The sequence below is a fragment of the Bradyrhizobium sp. T-12 genome (genome assembly GCF_058314695.1).
Genome location: NZ_CM177756.1, coordinates 3,581,294 through 3,602,491 on the forward strand (window position 1 = coordinate 3,581,294; position 21,198 = coordinate 3,602,491).

26 protein-coding genes, 1 tRNA gene and 1 pseudogene are annotated in these 21,198 nt (G+C 63.6%); 8 read left to right on the top strand and 20 right to left on the bottom strand.

Annotated elements, in window-relative coordinates; translation table 11 throughout:
* Positions 1–33: 33 nt before the first annotated feature.
* From AC0WRY_RS16815 to AC0WRY_RS16825, 3 genes are all read right to left on the bottom strand, one after another.
* The gene (locus tag AC0WRY_RS16815; RefSeq protein WP_491123442.1) at positions 34–579 is read right to left on the bottom strand and encodes a hypothetical protein; all 546 of its coding nucleotides are present in this window, start codon (positions 577–579) and stop codon (positions 34–36) included.
* Entirely contained in the window at positions 524–874 is a 351-nt protein-coding gene (locus AC0WRY_RS16820; RefSeq protein ID WP_211417491.1) for a hypothetical protein, read from the bottom strand. The genes AC0WRY_RS16815 and AC0WRY_RS16820 overlap by 56 nt, the downstream gene beginning before the upstream one ends.
* Positions 875–1,082: 208 nt before the next feature.
* Entirely contained in the window at positions 1,083–1,670 is a 588-nt protein-coding gene (locus AC0WRY_RS16825) for a formyltransferase family protein (RefSeq protein WP_194408039.1), read from the bottom strand.
* A 342-nt stretch (positions 1,671–2,012) separates the two neighbouring features.
* Here AC0WRY_RS16825 and AC0WRY_RS16830 point away from each other — a divergent pair, with 342 nt between their 5' ends.
* The 3 genes from AC0WRY_RS16830 to AC0WRY_RS16840 all read left to right on the top strand — a co-directional run bounded on the left by AC0WRY_RS16830 (position 2,013) and on the right by AC0WRY_RS16840 (position 3,285).
* Positions 2,013–2,147: a hypothetical protein gene (locus AC0WRY_RS16830; protein ID WP_256438965.1), complete on the top strand. Its 135-nt coding sequence runs from the start codon at positions 2,013–2,015 to the stop codon at positions 2,145–2,147.
* Between the two features lie 336 nt (positions 2,148–2,483).
* Complete coding sequence (locus AC0WRY_RS16835) at positions 2,484–2,702, top strand: hypothetical protein (protein ID WP_194408041.1); 219 nt, start codon at positions 2,484–2,486, stop codon at positions 2,700–2,702.
* A gap of 160 nt (positions 2,703–2,862) precedes the next feature.
* Positions 2,863–3,285, top strand: coding sequence for a hypothetical protein (locus AC0WRY_RS16840; protein ID WP_194408042.1), 423 nt, complete (start codon positions 2,863–2,865; stop codon positions 3,283–3,285).
* A gap of 25 nt (positions 3,286–3,310) precedes the next feature.
* Here AC0WRY_RS16840 and AC0WRY_RS16845 read toward each other — a convergent pair whose 3' ends face one another.
* The 3 genes from AC0WRY_RS16845 to AC0WRY_RS16855 all read right to left on the bottom strand — a co-directional run bounded on the left by AC0WRY_RS16845 (position 3,311) and on the right by AC0WRY_RS16855 (position 4,327).
* Positions 3,311–3,613, bottom strand: coding sequence for a hypothetical protein (locus AC0WRY_RS16845; RefSeq protein ID WP_194408043.1), 303 nt, complete (start codon positions 3,611–3,613; stop codon positions 3,311–3,313).
* 146 nt (positions 3,614–3,759) lie between these two features.
* Positions 3,760–3,987 (bottom strand): hypothetical protein, encoded by a 228-nt coding sequence (locus tag AC0WRY_RS16850; protein ID WP_028144530.1) that lies wholly within the window; start codon positions 3,985–3,987, stop codon positions 3,760–3,762.
* Between the two features lie 166 nt (positions 3,988–4,153).
* Positions 4,154–4,327, bottom strand: coding sequence for a hypothetical protein (locus tag AC0WRY_RS16855; protein ID WP_194408044.1), 174 nt, complete (start codon positions 4,325–4,327; stop codon positions 4,154–4,156).
* A gap of 182 nt (positions 4,328–4,509) precedes the next feature.
* Here AC0WRY_RS16855 and AC0WRY_RS16860 point away from each other — a divergent pair, with 182 nt between their 5' ends.
* Both AC0WRY_RS16860 and AC0WRY_RS16865 read left to right on the top strand, forming a co-directional pair.
* The gene (locus tag AC0WRY_RS16860; protein WP_194408045.1) at positions 4,510–5,595 is read left to right on the top strand and encodes an AI-2E family transporter; all 1,086 of its coding nucleotides are present in this window, start codon (positions 4,510–4,512) and stop codon (positions 5,593–5,595) included.
* A 130-nt stretch (positions 5,596–5,725) separates the two neighbouring features.
* Entirely contained in the window at positions 5,726–6,118 is a 393-nt protein-coding gene (locus AC0WRY_RS16865) for an NUDIX hydrolase (RefSeq protein ID WP_194408046.1), read from the top strand.
* Position 6,119: 1 nt separating this feature from the next.
* On the opposite strand, the gene AC0WRY_RS16870 is transcribed toward AC0WRY_RS16865, so the two are convergent.
* From AC0WRY_RS16870 to AC0WRY_RS16880, 3 genes are all read right to left on the bottom strand, one after another.
* Positions 6,120–6,365 (bottom strand): hypothetical protein, encoded by a 246-nt coding sequence (locus AC0WRY_RS16870; RefSeq protein WP_374762321.1) that lies wholly within the window; start codon positions 6,363–6,365, stop codon positions 6,120–6,122.
* A gap of 204 nt (positions 6,366–6,569) precedes the next feature.
* Positions 6,570–6,809, bottom strand: coding sequence for a hypothetical protein (locus tag AC0WRY_RS16875; protein WP_194408048.1), 240 nt, complete (start codon positions 6,807–6,809; stop codon positions 6,570–6,572).
* A 644-nt stretch (positions 6,810–7,453) separates the two neighbouring features.
* Positions 7,454–7,732: a hypothetical protein gene (locus AC0WRY_RS16880; protein WP_194408518.1), complete on the bottom strand. Its 279-nt coding sequence runs from the start codon at positions 7,730–7,732 to the stop codon at positions 7,454–7,456.
* Here AC0WRY_RS16880 and AC0WRY_RS16885 point away from each other — a divergent pair.
* Positions 7,629–10,733: a DEAD/DEAH box helicase gene (locus tag AC0WRY_RS16885; protein WP_491123476.1), complete on the top strand. Its 3,105-nt coding sequence runs from the start codon at positions 7,629–7,631 to the stop codon at positions 10,731–10,733. The two genes, AC0WRY_RS16880 and AC0WRY_RS16885, sit on opposite strands and share 104 nt — an antisense overlap.
* Before the next feature lie 296 nt (positions 10,734–11,029).
* Complete coding sequence (locus AC0WRY_RS16890; protein ID WP_194408049.1) at positions 11,030–11,725, top strand: hypothetical protein; 696 nt, start codon at positions 11,030–11,032, stop codon at positions 11,723–11,725.
* Between the two features lie 53 nt (positions 11,726–11,778).
* Here the strand turns inward: AC0WRY_RS16890 and AC0WRY_RS16895 are convergent, their stop codons facing one another.
* The 9 genes and pseudogenes from AC0WRY_RS16895 to AC0WRY_RS16935 all read right to left on the bottom strand — a co-directional run bounded on the left by AC0WRY_RS16895 (position 11,779) and on the right by AC0WRY_RS16935 (position 18,687).
* Positions 11,779–12,021, bottom strand: coding sequence for a hypothetical protein (locus AC0WRY_RS16895; RefSeq protein WP_194408050.1), 243 nt, complete (start codon positions 12,019–12,021; stop codon positions 11,779–11,781).
* Between the two features lie 46 nt (positions 12,022–12,067).
* Positions 12,068–12,121, bottom strand: a pseudogene (locus AC0WRY_RS16900) (hypothetical protein); the annotation flags it as partial.
* A gap of 122 nt (positions 12,122–12,243) precedes the next feature.
* Positions 12,244–12,414, bottom strand: coding sequence for a hypothetical protein (locus tag AC0WRY_RS16905; protein WP_194408051.1), 171 nt, complete (start codon positions 12,412–12,414; stop codon positions 12,244–12,246).
* Between the two features lie 515 nt (positions 12,415–12,929).
* Positions 12,930–13,151 (bottom strand): type II toxin-antitoxin system HicB family antitoxin, encoded by a 222-nt coding sequence (locus AC0WRY_RS16910; RefSeq protein WP_371746361.1) that lies wholly within the window; start codon positions 13,149–13,151, stop codon positions 12,930–12,932.
* A gap of 39 nt (positions 13,152–13,190) precedes the next feature.
* A complete protein-coding gene (locus tag AC0WRY_RS16915) occupies positions 13,191–13,664 on the bottom strand; it encodes a hypothetical protein (protein ID WP_491119991.1) in 474 nt (157 codons plus the stop codon).
* Positions 13,665–13,881: 217 nt separating this feature from the next.
* Positions 13,882–14,391, bottom strand: coding sequence for a hypothetical protein (locus AC0WRY_RS16920; protein WP_210347004.1), 510 nt, complete (start codon positions 14,389–14,391; stop codon positions 13,882–13,884).
* 395 nt (positions 14,392–14,786) lie between these two features.
* A tRNA-Lys gene (locus AC0WRY_RS16925) sits at positions 14,787–14,862 on the bottom strand.
* Between the two features lie 316 nt (positions 14,863–15,178).
* The gene (locus tag AC0WRY_RS16930) at positions 15,179–17,845 is read right to left on the bottom strand and encodes a glycosyltransferase (protein ID WP_194408054.1); all 2,667 of its coding nucleotides are present in this window, start codon (positions 17,843–17,845) and stop codon (positions 15,179–15,181) included.
* A gap of 251 nt (positions 17,846–18,096) precedes the next feature.
* On the bottom strand, positions 18,097–18,687 hold the full coding sequence (locus tag AC0WRY_RS16935) for a beta-1-3, beta-1-6-glucan biosynthesis protein (RefSeq protein WP_194408055.1): 591 nt from the start codon (positions 18,685–18,687) through the stop codon (positions 18,097–18,099).
* 352 nt (positions 18,688–19,039) lie between these two features.
* Between AC0WRY_RS16935 and AC0WRY_RS16940 the strand changes: the two genes are divergently transcribed.
* On the top strand, positions 19,040–20,599 hold the full coding sequence (locus AC0WRY_RS16940) for a glycoside hydrolase family 17 protein (protein WP_491119994.1): 1,560 nt from the start codon (positions 19,040–19,042) through the stop codon (positions 20,597–20,599).
* Here the strand turns inward: AC0WRY_RS16940 and AC0WRY_RS16945 are convergent.
* Positions 20,559–20,939, bottom strand: coding sequence for a hypothetical protein (locus AC0WRY_RS16945; RefSeq protein ID WP_194408057.1), 381 nt, complete (start codon positions 20,937–20,939; stop codon positions 20,559–20,561). The two genes, AC0WRY_RS16940 and AC0WRY_RS16945, sit on opposite strands and share 41 nt — an antisense overlap.
* An 88-nt stretch (positions 20,940–21,027) precedes the next feature.
* Positions 21,028–21,183 (bottom strand): hypothetical protein, encoded by a 156-nt coding sequence (locus AC0WRY_RS16950; protein WP_194408058.1) that lies wholly within the window; start codon positions 21,181–21,183, stop codon positions 21,028–21,030.
* Positions 21,184–21,198 lie beyond the last annotated feature (15 nt).

Consider the following 21,198-nt stretch of genomic DNA (forward strand, 5'->3'; position numbering starts at 1 on the left):
GGGCCGGATCGATTGTCAGAATCAACTGCCGTGCTATTTCGACAGCGAGATATTGGCGCCGCGGAACTGGCTGTCCGCGCGCATGGTGACGGTCTGCCTGTTGCCGCTCGTCTTCAGCCCGATATTGGCATTGAAGCCGGCGGCCGAGGCGACCACCTCGAAGTTCCCGCCGCCGCCGCGGCCCTGGAGCGAGCCGGAAATATTGCGGCTGGCCTCGGACCAGCTGCCGGTGATGGCGCTGCCTTCAGCCTTGACGCTGGCTGCGAGGTTGAACTTGTAAGCGTCGCTGGCGCAGGTCAGCGACATCTCCATGGTCGGACCGATCGGGGCATATTTGGCCCGGCAGCGGATTCGTTCGGTCGAACCGTCGTCCAGGGTCACGGTGCCGGCGCCGCTCCAGCTGCCTGCCATCGGGGCGAACGGGCCGGACTGGGCCTTGCTTTCGGAGGTGACAATTCCCGCCGCAAACAAAACGGCGGCCGCCATCAGCAGCCGCCGGTTCCGGCCGTGAGCCTCGATTGGTTTATTGGCGCGACGCTTCCCATCGCCCACTGCACGGTATGCCTGCAGATGCTCCATTCCACTTCCCCGATCCGGCGTTGCCGCTGAGTTGACCGTTAGCATATGCACCATTGATCGAAACCTTCACAAGTCCCCCACTGCCGATGGTGCCGGAAACGTTAGCGCCGGGGGCAGTGATCCTGCCGTCCGCAACCGTCAGCATGGAGCTCGCAGTCGGCTCGCAGGAGCCGCTCTTGGTCACGATCGTGACCTGCCAATTGCCGTCATAGGGGGTCTGGGCAAAGGCGGAAGCGGCGAGGGTGCCGGTGAAAACTGAAGCGGCACAGAACACCGCAATGCGAGCAAAACGCATAAATTCCGTCCTTCAATGTGTCTGATATGCTGCCGCTTATCTGGACCAAATGTGACGGAAATTTGTTGCAATGCCAAATCGAAAATTGTTCCTACGGAAACAATGGTTTATTTGCGTTTCTGGGTTCGATTTTCCAAGCAGAATCAACGCGGCTTCACGTTAAGGGTAAACGTCGGACAGAGAGCTTCAGGACAGGATTCGAAAGGCTTCACGAAAGGCTTGGCGCGGAGGTCGCGAACTGCTCGTCCTGAGTCTTGGCGGGCAGCGCCTTGTGGACCTTGGCGTAATCGATCACATCGGCCAGCAGCTTGAGGCCGAGCGGCGCCAGCGCGCGCTCCCAGAGCTCCCGCGCCGTCTCGCCCTTCTTGACGAAGCACCAATCCTGGGCGGCGATGGCACCGGCGTCCATGCGGTCGGCGAGATGGTAGATCGTGCCGCCGGCGATTGGATCGCCTTCCTTGATGGTCCATTCCACCGCAGCCTTGCCGCGATGCCGTGGCAGCAGCGACGGGTGATAGCCGATCCCGCCGAGCTTGGCGGCGGCGAGCGCGTCCTTGCCGATTCGAGCGTGGCTGTGCGCCGTGATGATCAGGTCGGTATCGGGGGCAATCTCGGAGGCGACCACCAGCTTCGGATTGGCCTGTACCACGACCTCGATGCCGGCCGCACTGGCGGTCGCGGCGAGGCGATCCTCGGCATCGGCCACCACGACCCGAACGATCGAGACGCCGTGCTCCCGGAGCATGTTCAGGGTGGTCACGCCGAAATGGCGGGAGCCGACGAGGGTAATGCGCATGGGTTTCCGATCCGGTCTCGCAACTGCGTCGTCCCCCGATAACACGTCCGGACGCCCTGTCACCACCCGCGCAGCGTTTGCAGGGGTTATCAACAATGCGCCGGGGCGCGGGCTGCGACGAACACCATGATTGCGCAGCGAGCCGTTCCGGTGCTTCCATGGCGGGCATAGCACCGGGTTAGGAGCGAGCTCATGCGAAGCGCCTGGTTTTTTCTTCTCGCGGCATTGCTCTCAATCATGCCCGCCCATGCAGGCGGGCCGTACCCGGCCGTGCCGCCGGAGACCGGGATCGCGCCATTCGTGGGGCCGACTTGGGACAGCTATCGTTGCGCGAGAGGTCCGGTGACCAATTTCTATCATCGCGCCTATTACGGCGAGGAGCCGCCGGCGCTCTATCGCGGCTACGCGTACCGGCCGTACTACCGCTACAGCGCCTACCGCAGATTGCCGCGCACTTACTTCTGCGTCACCGATTAGCGGTGCCGCGCGGTCCCGGTCGGCGGAAAGCGGCCGATAAGTCGGTTCCTGTGTTTCGTTTTTAACCGAGCCGAGCTGGGCGGGCTGATAAGGGTGCGTCCACCGGGGCTGGCGACATTTCAACCCGCATTCGTTTTCGAACCCGGCTTGGGCCGCTGACGCAATCGTCAGCGGCCTTTTCATGCCGCAAACCGTGAAATCATCGAATGGTAACGCGATCTCAATCAGCCCGGCGTATCGACGAATCCGTCGCGGATTTGTATTGCGTACCGCGACATCGAAAATGTCCCGCCGGCGTGGGTGCGCCGCGCGGGCCTTTTCGTCGGGAAAAATTTCATGCCGCGCGCGATTGAGCAGATCGTCGACAGCTATGTCCGGCTGAAGAACCGGCGTGGCCTCGATGAGTTGATGATGCACAGGCAGCGGCTCGCGGTGGAACTGAAGAGCAAATCCGGCTACGATTTCAGCCTGCCGATCGGCCAGATCGACGAGGAGATCGCGATCATCGAGGCAGGCCTCAGCCGGCTCAAGTCCGAGAATTCCACGGAGATCTAGCGCAGCCTGCGAGGCAGGCTCTCGCGAGAGTAGGGGGACGCATCGTCGCAGTGCGGCGGCCGGTTCATGCATGGTTCAGGCCGGCCGTGTCTCAATGCTCAAGTCATTTCGTGGGACACGAATCCTGCTAGGCTGGTCCCCGTGATTTGGAGGAGACGTCATGATCGAGCTCGCGCTGGCTGGCCTGATTGCGTTTGCAACCGTGCCCGCACCACCGCCGGAGCCCATGGTGGAGCAAGTTCAGTTCAGGGGTGGTCCGGGCGGACAATGTCCGGACGGCTATGATTTCAACCACTCGAACGCCCGCTGCTACCCCAACGATTATCATGCGCCGGGCGTCTACACCGGCGGGCCTGGACAAGGCTATGGACGTCGCAGCGGACAATGCCCGCACGGCTACGACTACAATTACTCGACCGGCGAATGCTATCCGAACCGTGCGCATGGGCCCGGCGCTTACGCGCGCCCCGAATACTACGGAAGCCGCGGCGGCCTGTGCCCGCATGGCTACGATTACAATTATTCGCAGGGACAGTGCTATCCAAACCGCGCACGCGCGCCCGGCATGTACCAACGCTACTGATCGCCCGGGTCGGCGCGCATGTCGCTCAATCGCGCCGGTCGCCGTCGATCACAGTGAACAGCGGCCGCGCCGGGGTCGGCTCGACCAGCAATTCCTCCACCAGCGCGGTTGCCGCGTCGACATATTTGCGTGTCGGCTTGTCGAGCGGGCGCCTGGCCTCGTCGTCGAGCGCGATCTTTGCGGCTTCGACCAGCTTGCGCATGCGCGCCGCATGGTCGTCGCCCGCCGTCAGCGTCGCGCGCGCCAGCGAGCGCAGCACGAACAGCTCACCTTCGAGGCGAAGCAGGCGGTCATTGAGCCTGGTAAGGACGGCGTTGAGGTCGGCCATGATTGCGGGTTCAGCGCGAGGATCCGTTCTGATCTAGCGGCGATCGGTGAACGGAATCCAAACGGCGCCGGTGCAATTGGGCCCATCCTGCGGTCCGTCTCGGACGACCGTGCGGGGCAATCCGAGATGCGCGCGCGACGGACAGCCTACCATTCGACGTCAGCCCAGCGCCTCCCGAACACGGGTGGCCGCGTCTTCACGGCTTGCCAGCCGAAGAAATGATGCTTGCCGGACCAGGCGTGCACCACGCCGCTGCAGATGCTGCACTTGAAACTGCCGGTATGGGCTTCGCTGTGTTCTTCCCTGGTCGCGGTGTAGTTCATGCCGCAACCCGCACAGGTGAATTCTTCGATCGTCCAGATGCTGTTGGCCATTGCACGCAATGCTTTTGGTGACCCCGATGGCACGGTAGTCACGGGCGTTTGCAGCGGCGTAAACCGGCGCGGGAAAATCCGGTTAATAGGCGTTAGCCAAGGCCGCGTGACGTCGGATGCAGCCGCAGTCGCGGGGCCTGCGGGATCGGCGCGGCCTTCACCCGGATCAGTCGCCGCTTCGCATGTCCCGGTCGATGCGCATTTGCACGCGCCTGATCGCGAGCAGCGCCAGCCTTCCTTGCACCCGCCCGGAGCGGACCTTGCCGCCGATCGCATAGGCATAGCGCCAATAGCCGGGCGCGGCATTCGGCCTCAGCGAATAGCGGATACCGCGGTGCATGCCCGTGCATGCATCGGACTGTCCGGGAGGGCGTGTCATCGTCTTTCGAATGCGGAATGGCCCGATGCGTTCCTAATCGTGGGCCCGGCCGGTTCCCGTCGGCTTGACGCCGGATGCGATGCTGGCAATAACGGCTGGGCCTCGCAAGCACCGGAAGTTGCGTTCATGCCGCAAGGAAAGCTGTGCCCGTGAAAAGTCTCCGTCAGCTCCTGACGGGAGAGGACGTCATCCAGCTCGTGATCCGGCTCGGCCTGCTCGCCCTGCTGATCATCTGGACCTTCCTGATCATCCGCCCGTTCGTGCCAATCCTGGCCTGGAGCGGGGTGCTCGCGGTTGCGTTCTATCCGGCCTTCAGCTGGGTCGCCAAGGCCCTGGGCGGCCGGCCCAGGACAGCAGCGCTGATCTTGACGCTGATCACGCTCGGCATCGTCATCGGTCCGGCGACCTGGCTCGGCATCAGCGCGGTGGACGGGGTGCGCGAGCTGGCGCATCAGCTTGGCACCGGCGACCTGGCGCTTCAGGCCGCGCCCGAGCAGCTCAAGACTTGGCCGCTCGTCGGCCCCTGGCTCTACGAGCTCTGGGACCAGGCCTACACCAACGTCCGCGCGGTGGTGCGCGAGGTGGCGCCGTATCTCCAGCCGCTGGCGGGCCCGTTGCTTTCGCTTGCCGGCGATGCCGGCGTCGGCACGCTCCAGTTCCTGGTCTCGGTGTTCGTGGCCGGCTTCCTGTTTCCGCATGGGCCGCGGCTGGTCGCGGCCGGACGCGGCTTCCTGTTCCGTATCGTCCCCGAGCAGAGCGAGCATTTCCTGTCGCTCGCGGGCGCGACCATCCGCGCCGTGGCGCAGGGCGTGATCGGCGTGGCGATCGTGCAGGCGCTGCTCGCCGGCATCGGCTTCAAGCTCGCCGCCGTGCCGAGCGCCGGCCTGCTCGCCTTCATCGTGCTGCTGCTCTCGATCGTGCAGATCGGCGCGTTCCTCGTGCTGCTGCCGGTCATCATCTGGATCTGGACCGCCAAGGACGTCACCACGGCGCTGCTGCTCACCGTGTTTCTCGTCCTCGTCGGTTTCATCGACACCATGTTGAAGCCGCTCGTCATGGGGCGCGGGCTGACCACGCCGACCATCGTGATCTTCGTCGGCGTGATCGGCGGCACGCTCGCCCACGGCATCGTCGGCCTGTTCATCGGACCGATCATCCTGTCGGTGGCGTGGGAAATGATGATGGCCTGGATCAGGACCGAGGACCGGGCAGGGGCGGGCAAGGACTGATCTTTCCGCCATCGACGCAATCTGCCCGCGGTACCGAGGCATCGCAGCCTGTGATCAAAGCGTGCCGCGAACTTGTCTGTTCGACTAGACAAGTTTCGATCGGGACGATTCTGTTTCAACGACGGCAGCAATGGCGAAGTCTTCCAAGCTGGTTGCCGCGAGGCGCGGCAAGGTCTTGTTGGTCCGACGCCGGTCGGACGGCCTGTGGATGTTTCCGGGCGGCCGCAAGCGTGCGCGCGAGTCCGCGAAAGATTGCCTGCGACGGGAGATCAGGGAGGAGCTTCCCAAGCTGAAGCTCGGCAGGATCAGTCTCTGGAAAGAAGTGAAAGCCAGGAACAAGCGCTCCGGCCGCAAGATGAGCGACGCGATCTTCATTGCCAAGACGGCCAAAGGCAGGCTGGCGATCGGCGACAAGAAGGAGATCGACCGCGCCGCCTGGCAGAAGCCGCGCGGCATCCGCCTGACCGCGACCTCGCGCTACATCCGCGACCGCCTGTTTCCGAGGAAACAGAGGCGGAGGTGAGCTAGTCCTCGCGTCCCGCCGATCGCGTCCGTCCGGCGAACCTCCTCGACTGCGTCGCGCTCGGTTCCGGTGCAGCAAGCTTTGCGGCCTCGAGCTCTCGCATCTCCTTGCGGGCTTTGCGTGCATTGCGCATCGCGCGCTTGATGAAGGGATGCTGGGAATCCTCGGCGAAGAACAGCACCACTTCGCAACTCGGACATTGCCTGGAATAGCCGTCCTGCAACCGCCCCGCGCGATCGCGAAACACGTTCTTGCACCGCGTGCACTGAATCTGGACCGAACTCATGCGCGGACAACAATGACTTCCGAAAATGGATATTCAACTGATCCCAAATGTCTGAAGAAAGCTTGAATGCCGCGGGGCTGGATGTCGCGGAGCGCGCGCGGCCAAGCGCCGTCGGCCGGCCGCAGCCGGCATCGGAAGAATCCGGTTCGACGGGCCCGCCGGCTGTTATTGCTTGGCCGCTATCATCTCCAGGCAGTGGTTGAGAAAGGCGGTGCGATCCCTCGGCAGCACCTTCTCGAGATCCGCCTTCAGCGCGCATTCGCGCTGGCGCAGCTGCTCGGCCCGGCGCTTCTCGGCGGCCTCGCGATATTCGGGAGCGACTTTGTTGGGATCGACCAGCGCCTGCGAGCGGGCCGGTGCCGTCGCAAGGACTGCGATGGCGGCGATGAAAAGGAATTGTTTCAAATGAACCTCCGTAAAAGCGGCATGGTAGCGCGCCGCGCGGGCGCGCTCAAATCAGCGGCGCGGTATCCCGCTCCGGCCCGATTGAACGGGTCGAGCGGGCCGGCGGTCCGAAGAGCCTTTCGCCGGCTTTGGAACGACTTGGCGTGACAGGCGTCGAATCCTCGCTCTCGGCCCAGCCCCAAGCCCCCCTAAAGCCTCGGGCCGCGAGAAAACCTTCCCCACAAAGGTTGGCGACCTCAGGGCCCCCGCGCTGAGGTCGTTTGTTTTGCTGCGAGATGTGTGAACCAGTTCACACGCGCGCGGTGAAATCGCTGCTATGAAGACGTCATTGCTTGACCAGTTCATTTTGCTCGAAACGCCCCAGCGTGGCTCCAAGCGCTGGGGTTTTTCGTTTCTCTCCGGGCGCAGAATGTTTACAATCGCGCCAAGCGTCGCATCGACAGACGCAGCTCCCGCACCGCGCTAGTTCCGTTCCAAGAGCTCGATCGACCAGCTCTTGTGCCGGGATCGTTGCGCCGTGCCGAACGTTGCCGCCACAGGGGTGCGTTCACGGGGCAAATCTCATATGCATGGCGCGAAGTCGCCGAATCGAAAACGAAGGCGGCTGGCGTTCAGTTGACGACGGTTTACGACCAGAAACGGATTCAAGTGAGGCTTACCAAGAAGGCGCGGGTGGCCAAGAAGTCGCCGAACAAGAGGTCGCCGAAGAAGACGTTGCCGAACAGGACGTCGACAAGCAAGGCGCAGCCAATCAGGACGTCGCCAAGGACGAGCAAGGCGGTGCAGCGCGCCTCGATCTCGTCGTCGTCGCCGCTCGGGGTGCTGGCTCTGCATCTGCTTGCCCAATGGAAGCAGTCCGGACGCAGCGGCATCGTTTTTCTCGCCGAAAACGAGAACAGGGCGGAGCGGCTGGGCAGCGTCATTCACGCTCTCGACCCCTCCTGCGAAGTCCTGGTGTTTCCGCGCTTGAACACCTTGCCGTTCGACCAGCTCGAGCCTTCGCACGAGCTCGCGGGGCGCAGAGCCTCCGTCCTGGGGCGCCTCGCGAAATCCAAGAAGCCGCTGTTTCTGGTCTCGACGGCGGAAGCCGTGATGGAGCGCCTGCCGCCGCCGGCGAGCCTGTCGCGCCTCAGCGTGAGCTTGAAGGTGGGCGGCACCTTCTCCGAGCGCGAGCTCGAGACGCGTCTCGAATCCCTCGGATACGATCTCGACGACGAGCCGGATTATCCGGGCGGCGCGCTGTTCCACGGCCAGACCTTCGAGATATTCCCCGCGGGTGCGCTGGGGCCGTTCCGGATCGAGCATTCCGATCGCGCGATCAAACGCATTGTGGCGTTCGATCCGAACGAGCACAGGATCATCTTCGAGACCAAGGAGCTTCTCGTCGATCCCATGTCGGAGCGGCTCGGCCTTGCCGGCAAACGCGGCAAGCGCGCGACGCTCTTCGACTATTGCGGGCGTGCCAAATGGATCGCCGACGCCGGGGTTCCCGCGCATGCCGACGTTTGGCTCGATACCATCGAGGAGGCCGCGCCGCGCGCCGAGCGTGAGCGCGAATATCTCGGACGGCGCGATTGGAAGCAGCTCTCCAGGGGCATGAAGGTGCTGCCGCGCGCAGCGTCCTTCCAGACCATCCCGGAGTTTTCGAAGCTGACATCCGCCAGGAAGGCGCTGCGTGCGTTCGTCGAGGAGACGCGGCGGGCAGGTTCTCGCCTTCTCCTCGTCGCTGCGCAGGAGGACGATCTGCGCGTGATGGAGCGCATGAGCGGCCTCAAGGCGCCGCGCTGCGACGATTGGGAGGAGGCGGCGAGCGGACGGAGCGGCGAGGCGGCCCTGCTGGCCGATCTCGATGCGGGCTTCATCGTGCCGGGCAAGAAGCCTCTCGTCGTCGTGACGGCCTCCGACGTGCTCGGCAGCCGGGCGCATCATCCGCAGCCGATGGCGCGCGCCTGGAGCACGGCCTTCGACCATGCCGATGTGCCCGAGCAGGGCACGGTGGTCATCCATCTGCAGCGCGGCCTCGGCGTGCTCGACGGCCTGCAGACCGTGAACACCGGCGGTGGCGCGCTGCGCGAGATGATCCGCCTGAAGTTCGCCGGCGACAATGCGGTGCTCGTGCCGCCGCCCGATCTTGCCCTGATGTGGCCCTACGCGGCCGAGCTCGGCAAGCTGGCACTCGACAAGGCGGACGGCAGCACATGGTGGGCCCGCCGCACCGCGGCCGAGCGCGAAATCCAGGTCGCCGGCAAGGCGCTCGCCAAGCACATCAGCCAGCGCCGCCGGCGGCGCGGCGAAAAGCTGGTCCCGCCGGGATCGGCCTATGAGAAGTTCGTCGCACGTTTCCCTTACTTCACGACGACCGACCAGGCCAAGGCGATCGCCGACGTGCTGGACGATCTCGCCTCCGGTCATCCCATGGACCGGGTGATCTGCGGCGACGTCGGCTTCGGCAAGACCGAGGTGGCGCTGCGGGCGGCGGCGGCCGTGGTGCTGTCGGGCAAGCAGGTCGCGATCGCCGTGCCGACGACGGTGCTGGCCCGCCAGCATGTCGCAACCTTCCAGAAGCGCTTTGCGCCGTTCGGGATCGAGGTCGGCAATCTGTCTCGGGCAACCTCGGGCGCGCAGCTGCGGGAGACCCGGGAGGGCCTGCGCAGCGGCCGGATCAAGGTCGTGATCGGCACCCAGGCGCTCACCGGCAAGGACGTCAAGTTCAGCGATCTCGGCCTCGTCATCATCGACGAGGAGCAGCACTTTGGCGCGGCGGAGAAGGCCAAGCTCGCCCGCCTCGCCAAGAACGTCCATGTGCTGATGATGAGCGCGACGCCGATCCCGCGCACGCTTGCCGCGGGCCTTGCCGGCTTCCGCGACCTCAGCGTGATCGCCTCGCCGCCGGTGCACCGGCTGCCGGTCGCGACCCGGATCGCGCCGCTGTCGGATGCCGCCATCGCCTCGGCGCTGCTGCGCGAGCAGCGGCGCCATGGCCAGAGCTTCCTGATCTGCCCGCGCATCCAGGATCTCGATCCGATGCTGGCGCGGGTGCAGGCGGTGGCGCCCGACCTGCGCATCGTCTGCCTGCACGGCAGATTGGCGGCGGACGAGATCGACGACCGCATGATGAGCTTCGTCGAGGGCAGGGCCGACGTGCTGCTCGCGACCAACATCGTCGAGAGCGGCCTCGACATCCCCCGTGCGAACACCATCGTGGTCTGCTGGCCGGAGAAGTTCGGCCTCGCCCAGCTGCATCAGCTGCGCGGGCGCGTCGGCCGAAGCGGCATCCGCGCCTTCGCCCATCTCCTGACCGAGACGGCGTCCGGACAATCCGAGAAGCGGCTGGCCGTGCTCGAGGAGTTCAGCCGCCCCGGCGCGGGCTTTGCCATCAGCGAGCGCGACCTCGATCTCAGAGGCGCGGGCGATTTGTTTTCGGAGCAGCAATCCGGCCACGTCCAGGTGTTCGGGCCGGTGCTCTACAGCCACTTGCTGAAGATGGCCTCGGAGAAGCTCGACGAAGGGCAGGCGGTGTGGGTTCCGGACCTGAACCTGCCGGTCGCGGACATGCTGCCGGAGACCTATGTGCAGTCCGAACCGGTGCGGCTCGAGCTCTATGCGCGCGCCGCACGCTGCACGGATGAGGACGACCTCGAAGACCTCGAGGAGGAAACCGCCCGCCGCTTCGGACCCTTGCCGAAGGTCGCGCGCGACTTCTTTGCTGCAGGAAGGCTCAGGATCGAATGCAAGCGCAGAGGCATCATCCGCCTCGACGTCGGCCCTGAAGCTGCGGCCGCAACGTTCCTGCCCGGACGCCTGCGGAAGTCCCGAGGCAAGTCGCTACAGCGCGACGGCGATCGCGTCGTCTATCACGCCAAGATGCAGGACGCGCCGTTCGAGCGGGTGGAGGAGCTGCTCGAGCTGCTGGACGAAGGCTAGACGCCAGGCAAAATTGCGAAAACAACCCCATGCACAGTAGCTAAGTGGCGCTGGCACAAGGCTTTTTGAATCGGGCGGGAAGGGGGCGTTTGCCCCGTCGGGCAAAACAGGATGCTCGCCAGGCCCCGTACTCGAACGGGGACGCCGCGCACGTCGGCCGGCCCAGCCGCTAACGTGGAATTAATTCAAAATGCTCACAATTTTAGGCAGTTGTGTAAGGGTGCTGCGTACAAGGACTCGTCGTAAGGGCGTTCCAAGGGCGGCTGCCTGTTGCTCGCTCATTGGGGTCCACGCACGTGACCACGACATTCGAAACGGCAAGCTTCGTCGAAGAGCTCGACGCTGTCGCCTTGGCCGACGCGGCGTCAACGCATGAATCCGAAACTCCCGAAGCTCCGGCGCCGGTCAAGCGATCCAGCCGCAAATCGATCCTGGCCTTCTCGGTATGTGCCCTCGCCATCAACGGCGCGGCGGCCATCTATACCTCGCCAACTGACTTTTCATCGCTGAACGTCAGCCGGTTGGCCGAACTGTTCCCGCGCCGCGAAGCGTCCGAGCCAAAGCCGGATCCCGTCGTCGCGGCCCTGAAGGACATTCAGTCGGCCCAGCAGCAACACACCGCGTTGCTGCAGCAGAACAATCAGGCCGCGGATCAGAACTCGGTGATGCTGCAACAGGATTCAATGCTGCTGCTGTCGCTGCGCCAGAGCATCACGGACGAACGGGTCGATGTGAGGAAGATATCGTCGCAGCTGTCCATGCTGATGGCGAAGATCGATACACTGCAAAGCACGATGACGATGTCGGACGTCACATCCTCCATTCGAAAAGCGCATGCGCGCTACGGACTGTCCGCTGCGATGCGCAAGCGAATGGTTCGGGAGCCCAAACCTGTAGGGCCTGTAGGGCCTGTAGCGCCTCTGGGGCCCGTGGGGCCGGTCTCGGTCGGAGGCGCTCCGCTGAGTGTGCCGGCCGCGACGCCTGAGAGCTGAAGCCAACGTCAAGCTGATCGGCTACGGACGACGTCCGCGGCGGATCGGCGCCGTCACTTCAGGGCGTGATCGATCTTGTGCGCCAAATGCCCGGTGTCGTGATCGCGGCGCAGCTGGCTCAGCGACGTCTCGTTCAACTGGGTCAGGATTTCGCTGAGCTGCGTCGCATCGGGATACCCCGCCGCAAAACTCTTTCCGTAGATCTTGCGCAACGTGCCGACCAGCGTGTTGCCGTGCTTCTTGCTGATCGAGCCGTCCTTGTCGCGATGGCGGCCGTCCAGCCCCGGTTCCTTCATGGGTCTCTCCCGTACGGCGTCTGAAGCGCCTGGAGAGAGCCTGCGCTCAAACCGGTGAACTGGCAATGGCACGGCGCGTCCGGTGAGGGTCGGCCACTACCTTGCGAAGTGCGCGCCTAACCTGACTGCTAAGCCGTTAAGCCGCGAAACAACCCAGCGCTGGTTCAACAATGCCTGGTCGAATGTCGGCCGAGCCGGATAACGGCAGGAGATCGCTTGGGATCAGGCGGCCTGCTCTTCGAACGAGGTGTAGACCCGGCCGGCGGGATCGACGACCTGAACGTCCCAGCAACCGTCCTCGACCAGCTCCCTGGCCTTCTTGAGGGCGGCGGCGAGTGAAGGCCGCTTGAGGCTGACGATACCCGCCGTGTCGAAACCGTTGATTTCAAACATGCCGCTCCTCCGGTTTGGGTGCGAATCCTACACGTTTCGGGCGGGTTGTCAGCGGGTTTTTGGGGCGGGGGAGCTGGCGTGGGTGCAGACGGGAGGCGCTGGCGGCGCGGCCGTTAAGCGCGCCAGCTCAGCTATCCCGGCCTCAATCGAGCGGGATGGTGTCCACCCGCAGGCAGGGACGACACTGGTAGGCGTGCACAGCGGGAAGCGTGAAGATGGACGGCAGTGTCGCCAAGAACGTCATCGGCCGTCTGCACTTGGAACAGATCAGAACGGGCGGACTGTCTTTCGCTACGCAGATCATCGCCAAAATGCCCAAGGAAGGAGGGCACATTAGGCGCATGCTGCGGGGAGTTCATCTCGGGGTGACTACTGGAGTCTATCGGAAATTGGCAGGCTCTTTCGCGACAAGGGGCCGCTGAGGATTGCTCCGAAAATTGATCGTGAATCGCAGTGGCGCTGATCGAAACGGGTGATGCGTTTCGAAGGGCTCACTGCTAACGGGCCGCGGCGGGTCAGAGATGCGAAGGCCCGGGGACAGGACGATGGTCTTCCTCGGCAGCCTCGATCCAACAGGCTATTCCATCCTGCACATTTTGCACCGCCTCGAATTCGGTCGCTCCGTCAGACATGCAGCTGGGAAGGTCGGGCACGGTCGCAACAAATCCGCCGCGGTCTTCCTCCGTCAGCGGCTCGATGATGATTTTGTAGAGGAGACGCAGCGGCGCTGCTCGCACCAACGATGGGTTTCGCAAGAGCTCGACCCATCCTACGAACTAAAAACCCATGTCCCGAAGTCCGAGGCGCCATAGTGCCTCTGACTGTGGTGTTAAAGCTTTCTCGAAGCGCGTAATCTCTGCCTCGATCGCCTTACTTATTTCTTGTCGCTCCTTGGGACCTAGTTGTTTGGTAGGGTCGTCGGTTCTCTTCGCGGTCAGATGAGAAATCTGCTGATTCATTCTCGCCTCTAAATCGTTGGCGATGAAGTTTCCATTTGGCTCATAACCCGGCTTGGTAAAGCGCCGTGGGTCGATGTCACAAGGGTCTTTGTTTTTGAAAAATTCGATAAGGTTACGCGCATGAAGATGGAAGCATTCGATGCGCATATTGCCCTCGAACCTAGAAGTCGCGCCTTCACTCAAAGCCCGGAGTGAATGTCGAAGCATGCCTACCTCGTAGCAAGCGTAACGCCTTAGCCAATAATCGGCCTCTTGGTCAGTTGCCGCATTCGGCTTTCTGATTTTTGTCATGGGACATTCCCTCGGCTGGGGTGGCTGGGGTGGCTTCAACTTGTCGCGCGGTATCCAAGCAAATAGCCCCAGCTTTGCGGTGCCATCAGGCGTAAAAGCCACATCGGTACCAAGGGTAATTTTGGTGAGGCTTACGCCTTCTTGATTGTTGGCGACGGGATGGTAGGTAAAAATCTGCGTGTCTCTAGACCTGTAGGGATGTGACGGGGTTCTTCAGCTAGCCGGCGATTTCGATCAGCTCGTCGAATTTGACGAGATCTTGCAGCTCGCGCGTCCGCATTAGAACGGCACTCACGTGATTGGTGATGTCCGTTGCTCGGACCGGCTTTCGCCGCTTCTCCATATCATCGTATCGGAAATTGAAGATGATGGGGAGTTTTGCCTCAGTGTCTTCGCACCAGTCGCCGTGAACCCAATGATTTCGCGCGCTGGCGAGTTTGCCAAGTTTCTCGATGCATTTATCGATTGCATCCCGGTCGAACGGACCAGCGTTCCACTCCAGAATAAGCGCTCGTATAAATCTCACGCGAGTATCGAGCGTGGGCATGTGGTAGTAGGCGCGCTGCATCTGATGGAGATTGTTGGCGTTCGTTACCCGCGTTAGTGCCGCGATAAGGGCAAGGTCGGCATTCGCCCAGGCAATGACCATATCCAAGGTCACCATGAAATCTCTGGTGATCAAGTACTGGGACGAGGTTGGCTCAAAGGCGGTTTCGAAGGACAACATCAAATTCCAGAAGAACTACTGGATCGACCACTTCGGGGACAAGACGGTCTCCCAGGCTACCGCCTACGAGGCGCAGAAAGAGTTTAAAGCATCTTTGCTGCAGCGTGGCTTATCAGCCTCCTCGGTGAGCAAGGTTATCGCTGCAGGGAGAGCCTCATCCCGTTTGGCGTGGAGCAAGCACGAGCTTGCTTCGATGCCGCCGTTCACCATGCTTCCGGTCGACGAGCAGGACCCCATGGGGAAGCCCATCAATGTCAGCGAAGCTGCGAAGCTGACCCGGATTCCTCGCAGAGATCTGTGCTGCCATCCAAAGCTTCTACGAGGCAGTTACCCGCCAGTGAAAAACAGGTGCTTCTTCGGCGATACGAACAAGGCACTGGCGGAGAAGGGGAATTTGGTGAGCGCGCTGGGGCTCGAACCCAGGACCCCGTGATTAAAAGTCACGTGCTCTACCGGCTGAGCTACGCGCTCCCATGGCCGCTGATGGCTTTGACGAAGGTCGCCATCGTGTTCGGACATTCGAGAAGCATGTCTTGCCGCTACGCGCGATTTGCGTCGCGGGGAAAAACCGGCTGTTTCCGGATCATGCTTTCGGCCTGCGCTGTGTAGGGGGAGTGGCTGCGCAGGTCAATAGTCCGGGGCGCTGCCGAAACTCATGGCAGCAGCGGGGATTTGCTCGCGGTCTCCGCAGCTTAGGCCGGAATTCTCAACCCGATTGGCGGGCCACCATCCACGTCGAAGAGCTCGTGACTTTTAATCACGAGGTGTCAACCGGCCGGGACGCCCGTCAGTTGGTCTCCCGCCGCACTTCGTTCGGCACTGCCTGCGGCGCGCCGACGGGGGGCAGTGCGACGGGGCGGAGGCCGATCAGCTCGGCGGTGCGGATCGCGCTGTCGCGCCAGAACTGGAACGAGTTGATGCGGCTGAGCTCTAGGATGGCGATCGCAACGGCGGCCAGGAACGGCAGGCTCTGCAGCACCAGCACGCCGGCGAAGATGTAGATCTCGGTGATCTGCCGAAAACTGTTGGAGGCGATCAGGACGCCGGCGCCGACCAGGAGCAGGGTGCCTATCACGGCCTCCCAGAACGCCTGGAACTCGATCGACATGCGGCTGAGACCGCCCTTGGAGGTGCGGGCGAAAGCGATGTGCTCGGTGATGAGGCCCTGCGCCACCGCGCGCGACACCGTCCACTGCACGCTCATCGCCGCGATCATGGCGCCCAGCATCTGGCCGGGCTTGATGGCGACGCGGGCGCGGTACATCGACAGGAAGTGCACCAGCGAGACGATGAACGCGCCGATGATCGGCAGCGTCAGGATCTTGTCGGGAATGGCGATGTCGGCGAAGGCGACGATCGGCACCCAGACGAGATTGAGCAGGGCCACCACGACGCCGAGGCTCTCGGCACCCAGCCAGTTCAGCCAACCAAGGCCGTATTCGCGCTTCTGGTCGGAGGTCAGCCGGCTCGCGCCGGGCAGGAAGCGGCGCCAGTGCTTCTTGACGATCTGCAGGCCGCCATAAGCCCAGCGGTGGCGCTGCTTCTTGAAGGCCTCGTAGGTGTCCGGCAGGAGGCCCGCGCCGTAACGGGTGTTGGTGTAGTGGGTGGTCCAGCCGAGCTCCTGGATCGCCAGGCCAAGATCGCTGTCCTCGCAGATCGTGTCGGACGACCAGCCGCCCGCCATGTCCATCGCGGCGCGGCGGATCAGGCACATCGTGCCGTGCACGATGACGGCGTTGAGCTCGTTGCGCTGGACCATGCCGATGTCGAAGAAGCCGGCATATTCGCCGTTCATGATGTAGTGCATGATCGACAGATCGCCGTCGCGGTGCTCCTGCGGCGCCTGCACGAGGCCAACGCGTGGATCGGCGAACGCGGGCACGAGGTCCTTCAACCAGTCGGGCTCGACGACATAGTCGGCATCGAGAATGCCGATGATCTCGGCATCCGCGGCAGTGCGCTCCATCGCGATGCGCAGCGCGCCCGCCTTGAAGCCCTGCACTTTCTCGGCGTTGATGAACTTGAAGCGTTCACCGAGCGCGCGGCAGTGATCCTGGATCGGCTGCCAGAACGCGGGATCCGGCGTGTTGTTGATGATGACGACGCATTCGTAGTTCGGATAGTTCAGCCGCGACAGTGCATCCAGCGTCTGCTTCAGCATATCGACAGGCTCGTAATAGGCCGGGATGTGGATCGAGACTTTCGGGCAATATCCTTCGGGCACGTTCTCGACCGGCTTGTCCCTGGTGATCAGCCGCTGCGGCGGCCGGCCGAAGGCGACCGCGGCGATCTCGTCGATGCGCGCCATCGCGATGAGGACGAGAGGAACAAGCAGGATCATGCCGAGCGTCAGCGCGAAGGCCGAGCCGAAGATGAAATAATGCCCGTTCCAGAACGCGAACACGGTCGCCGCCCAGGCGCCGACGCCGTTGGCGGTCGCCGACAGCAAGAACGCCTGTTTCGCGGTCGGCTTTTCAATCCGCAGGATCGGCAGCGACAAGAGGATGCCGACCAGCAGCGCGATGCCCATCAGCTTCCAATAGTCGGGGTTCTCGACCGGGCCGGTCCAGGCGAATTTCGGCTCGCGGCTGGCGTTGAGGATGCCCCAATACGGACCGACGCCGCCTTCGAAATACTTCCAGGGCTGATCGATGGCTTCGACGATGTTGTAGTCCATGCCAAGCGCGTCGGCGCGGCTGACGAAGTTGCGCAGTGTCAGGGCCTGCTGGAACGGACCAGGGTCCGCGTTGCGCAAATTATAACCCGCGCTCGGCCAGCCGAATTCGGCGATGACGATGCGCTTGCCCGGAAACTGATTGCGCAAAAGATTGTAGCGATCCACTGCCTGGTCGACCGCCTGGTCCGAGCGGAAATTTTCCCAATAGGGCAGGACGTGCGCGGCGATGAAATCGACGTTGGAGCCGAGCTCGGGATTGTCGCGCCAGATGTTCCAGATCTCACCGGTGGTCACGGGCACGCGGACCGCGGCCTTGACCTGCTTGATCATCTCGATGAGGTCTTCGACCTTCTGCTCGCCGCGATAGATCACCTCGTTGCCGACGACGACGCCGTTGACGTTGCTGTTCTTGCGGGCGAGGGCGATCGCGGCCTCGATCTCGCGCTTGTTGCGATCCTTGTCCTTGTCGATCCAGGCGCCGACGGTGACCTTGAGGCCGAACTCGGCCGCGATCGGCGGCACCAGTTCCACACCGCCCGTGGACGAATAAAGACGGATCGCGCGCGTCATGGTCGACAGCGTCTTGAGGTCGGCGCGGATTTTCTCGACGGTCGGGATGTTGTCGATGTCGGGGTGGGCCGAGCCCTCGAACGGCGCGTAGGACACGCTCGGCAGCAGGCCCTTGAAATCGGGCGCGGGTTCCTTGTCGCGCAGGACCCCCCATAGTCCAGCGTGAAGCGCAGACACAAGCAACAAAACGGCGGCGACAACGCGCATCGCGGCTAAACCAAAAGGGGCTGAGGGGGCAGGGAAGCGGATCCGACCCCGAGATCCGACCAAGTCCGCGGCAAAGGGAGCATATCTCCGCCGCGCGGTTTCACAACTGTCATGGCCTCATGTCCTTATGAGGGCATGGCCTTTTTCGAACGTCGCGCGGCAGTGCCAACCGCGTCTATGGCCGATCGTTCCTGAACGAGAGCTGAAACGACCAAGTCTGTTTAAGATCCAAGTCTGTTTGAGATCTTGGGCTATTTCGGGGGCGCCGGTGACGGGCTTGCCGCAGGTGAGGGGCTCGCGGCCGGCTGTGGCTGCGCATTGTTGGCGGCCGGAGCCGCCGGCTGGGCGGCCGAGGCCGCCGCCTGCTGCGGCTGGGCCGCCGGGTTGATCCAGCAGGCGTGCACGCGGCTGTCCAGGGTCTCGGCGACCTTGGGGTCGATCTGGCCGCCGAACCGGGTCAGGCAGCGGAACGCGGCCTGGATGTGGCCGCCGGGGCAGCCGAAGCGGTCGTAGAGGTCGAGATGGCGGAACGCGGTATCGAGGTCGTCCCGCCACATCAGCCGCACCACGCGCCGGCCGAGCCAGACGCATTCAGGATTGCCGCCCGGACCGTTGATGACCTGGGCGGCTTCCGCGAACTCGTCGGTGCGGCGCTGGTTCTGGGCGGCATCCTTGGCGGCGTCGGCAGGCTGGGCGGCGGCCTTGCCCTGATCCGGGGCCGGCGTGCCGCTCTGGGCGGAGGCGCCACCGAGACCGGCGAGAACGAGAAGGCAGGAGACGGCCAAGGTGGCGGCGAACTGCCGCAGGACCGCATTTCGTGACTCGAACACCCGTTGCCGCATGAAATCCCCAATGTATGCGCTGGCCGTCCGCGTCAGGATCCCGCGGACGCGTCGGTGATGGCGTCCAAATGGGTCTCCAATGCGGCGGAAAAGTCTTTCGGAGTCCATGACCTGTATTTGGCATTTTGTCCAGCAAAGTCACGATGCTAGGCCTTGGTCGAACGGCCGCAGCCCGAATCCTTGGAGGAGAAGCGGAACGCTCGAATGGATTGGCATCTGGGCACCCGCTTGGACCCCCCTTGGCAGACGGCGTGCAAGCAGGTAATCGACGGACCCTTCGCGGAGGACGGAACCGATTTCTCTTCGTACGCCACTGGCACTTCTGCTCGTTTCACTGGGTGCGATTGCTGCCGTGTGGTGGTGGTTGGCGACGCCGATCACGCTCGCGCGCGCCCCGATCGATCCCGCCGACAAGGTCCAATGCGTCTCCTACGCGCCGTTCCGCGGCGAGCAGACGCCGCTGAACGCGTGGACCCATATCGACGCCGAGCAGATCGAGCAGGACTTGCGCCAGCTCAAGGAGATCACCGACTGCGTCCGCACCTATTCGATGGAGAACGGGCTCGACCAGGTGCCGGCCATCGCCGCCAAGGTCGGCGGGCTGAAGGTGCTGCAGGGCATTTGGCTCTCCAGCAACCGCACCAAGAATTATGAGCAGGCCGGGCTCGCCATCCGCCTCACCAAGGAATTCCCCGGCATCATCACGGCGGTCATCGTCGGCAACGAGGTGCTGCTACGCGGCGAGATGACGATGGCGGACCTCGTCTCCATCATCCGTCTGGTGAAGACGCAAGTCAGCGTGCCCGTCACCTATGCCGACGTCTGGGAGTACTGGCTGAAGAACCGCGAGGTCTATGACGCCGTCGACTTCGTCACGATTCACATCCTGCCCTATTGGGAAGATTTCCCGATCAAGGCGAAATTCGCCTCGGCCCATGTCGAACAGATCCGTGAGCGGATGGCGGTGGCGTTTCCCGGCAAGGAAATCCTGATCGGCGAGACCGGCTGGCCGAGCGAGGGTCGCATGCGCGACGGCGCGCTGCCGTCACGCGCCAACCAGGCGCGGGTGGTCTCGGAAATCCTGGCCCTGGCGAAGGCGCAGAAGTTCCGCGTCAATCTGATCGAGTCCTACGACCAGCCGTGGAAGCGCAAGCTGGAAGGCACCGTCGGCGGCTATTGGGGCCTGTACGACTCGGTGCGCCGGAGCCTGAAATATCCGCCGGGCGAGCCGATCAGCAATTTCCCCTACTGGAAATGGTACATGGGCGCGGGCATGGGCCTGTCCGTGCTGGTGTTCGCGGTCGCCCTTATCACGCTGCGCCGGCGGCCGTGGACGCCGCGCTTCTCGGCCTGGCTCGGGGTCGCGATCTCGGCGACGACGGCGGGGAGCCTGCTCGGGATCGGCGCCGACAAGATGTATTACGAGAGCTACGGAATTGGTGGCTGGCTGCTCTGGGGCGCGCTGCTGCTCGCCGGCATCCTGTCGCCGATCTTCTGCGCGCAGGCCATGGTGATCGGCCGCAGCCTGCCGACCTTCCTCGACCTGCTCGGTCCGCGCGAGGGGCGGAAATGGTCGAAGCTCACCGCCGTGCTGGGCCTGACGCTCGCGGTGGCGGCGGTGATCGCGGCCGCGACCGCGCTCGGCTTCGTTTTCGACCCGCGCTACAAGGATTTTCCCTACGCCGCGCTGACGATGGCGGTGGTGCCGTTTGCGCTTCTGATGCTGAACCGGCCGCAGACCGGCCAGCGTCCGATCGCGGAATCGGTGTTTGCGGGCGTGCTGGCGCTGTCGGCGGTCTTCGTGCTGTTCAACGAAGGCCGCGACAATTGGCAGTCGCTGTGGACCTGCTCGATCTATCTGCTGTTCGCGCTCACGCTGTGGCGGGCGCGGGCCGAGCAAACCCAAGAATGAACAGGCCGATCGCAAGGCCCGACGGCACGACATTGTAGAGCACGATGCCGAGGCCGGCCGCGATGATGCCGACCGTCAGCAGCACGATCGACGGCCGCATCAGGTTCAGCGTCGCAACCACCAGCGCGACGATGCCGAACACCGAATTCTTGAACAGCACGGTCGAGACCGAGCGCCCCTTGCAGATCAGCGTCTGAAGCCCGGCGTCGCAGGCGAGTGCGACCTGCGACAGCTCGATCGCGAGGTAACGCAGATAAAGTGCATAGCCGACGGACGCGAAGCCGACGACGATCAGGAACTGCACCTGGTAGGGCGTGAGGCGGAAGGGCTTTTTTGTCATGGCGGCAATATGGTCGGGATGGCGGGGGCAGGCAACAGGGCAGGTGACGTTTCTTGTCCGGCTGGCTTAGGACGTGTGCGATGAGCCGTCAAAGCCGGCTTTGCGTCCGGCTCTGTTCCGCCAGCCGGCGCTCGTATTTTTCAGCCAATGCGAGCAGTCGCTTCCGGATATGGGGATCCGCCCGGTCCGCCAGTTCGCGGATCAACGCCAGCTGCTCCCGCAGGAAATTCGCGTCCGCCGTCATCTCCGCTCCGAATCA

What these genes read in the sequence shown, in the direction of transcription:
- AC0WRY_RS16815 (WP_491123442.1), bottom strand. Translation starts at nt 579, where the DNA reads ATGGAGCATCTGCAGGCATACCGTGCAGTGGGCGATGGGAAGCGTCGC.
- AC0WRY_RS16820 (WP_211417491.1), bottom strand. Translation starts at nt 874, where the DNA reads ATGCGTTTTGCTCGCATTGCGGTGTTCTGTGCCGCTTCAGTTTTCACC.
- AC0WRY_RS16825 (WP_194408039.1), bottom strand. Translation starts at nt 1,670, where the DNA reads ATGCGCATTACCCTCGTCGGCTCCCGCCATTTCGGCGTGACCACCCTG.
- AC0WRY_RS16835 (WP_194408041.1), top strand. Translation starts at nt 2,484, where the DNA reads ATGCCGCGCGCGATTGAGCAGATCGTCGACAGCTATGTCCGGCTGAAG.
- AC0WRY_RS16840 (WP_194408042.1), top strand. Translation starts at nt 2,863, where the DNA reads ATGATCGAGCTCGCGCTGGCTGGCCTGATTGCGTTTGCAACCGTGCCC.
- AC0WRY_RS16845 (WP_194408043.1), bottom strand. Translation starts at nt 3,613, where the DNA reads ATGGCCGACCTCAACGCCGTCCTTACCAGGCTCAATGACCGCCTGCTT.
- AC0WRY_RS16850 (WP_028144530.1), bottom strand. Translation starts at nt 3,987, where the DNA reads ATGGCCAACAGCATCTGGACGATCGAAGAATTCACCTGTGCGGGTTGC.
- AC0WRY_RS16855 (WP_194408044.1), bottom strand. Translation starts at nt 4,327, where the DNA reads ATGCACCGCGGTATCCGCTATTCGCTGAGGCCGAATGCCGCGCCCGGC.
- AC0WRY_RS16865 (WP_194408046.1), top strand. Translation starts at nt 5,726, where the DNA reads ATGGCGAAGTCTTCCAAGCTGGTTGCCGCGAGGCGCGGCAAGGTCTTG.
- AC0WRY_RS16880 (WP_194408518.1), bottom strand. Translation starts at nt 7,732, where the DNA reads ATGACGCTGCCCAGCCGCTCCGCCCTGTTCTCGTTTTCGGCGAGAAAA.
- AC0WRY_RS16895 (WP_194408050.1), bottom strand. Translation starts at nt 12,021, where the DNA reads ATGAAGGAACCGGGGCTGGACGGCCGCCATCGCGACAAGGACGGCTCG.
- AC0WRY_RS16905 (WP_194408051.1), bottom strand. Translation starts at nt 12,414, where the DNA reads ATGTTTGAAATCAACGGTTTCGACACGGCGGGTATCGTCAGCCTCAAG.
- AC0WRY_RS16915 (WP_491119991.1), bottom strand. Translation starts at nt 13,664, where the DNA reads ATGACAAAAATCAGAAAGCCGAATGCGGCAACTGACCAAGAGGCCGAT.
- AC0WRY_RS16920 (WP_210347004.1), bottom strand. Translation starts at nt 14,391, where the DNA reads ATGTTGTCCTTCGAAACCGCCTTTGAGCCAACCTCGTCCCAGTACTTG.
- AC0WRY_RS16930 (WP_194408054.1), bottom strand. Translation starts at nt 17,845, where the DNA reads ATGCGCGTTGTCGCCGCCGTTTTGTTGCTTGTGTCTGCGCTTCACGCT.
- AC0WRY_RS16935 (WP_194408055.1), bottom strand. Translation starts at nt 18,687, where the DNA reads ATGCGGCAACGGGTGTTCGAGTCACGAAATGCGGTCCTGCGGCAGTTC.
- AC0WRY_RS16945 (WP_194408057.1), bottom strand. Translation starts at nt 20,939, where the DNA reads ATGACAAAAAAGCCCTTCCGCCTCACGCCCTACCAGGTGCAGTTCCTG.
- AC0WRY_RS16950 (WP_194408058.1), bottom strand. Translation starts at nt 21,183, where the DNA reads ATGACGGCGGACGCGAATTTCCTGCGGGAGCAGCTGGCGTTGATCCGC.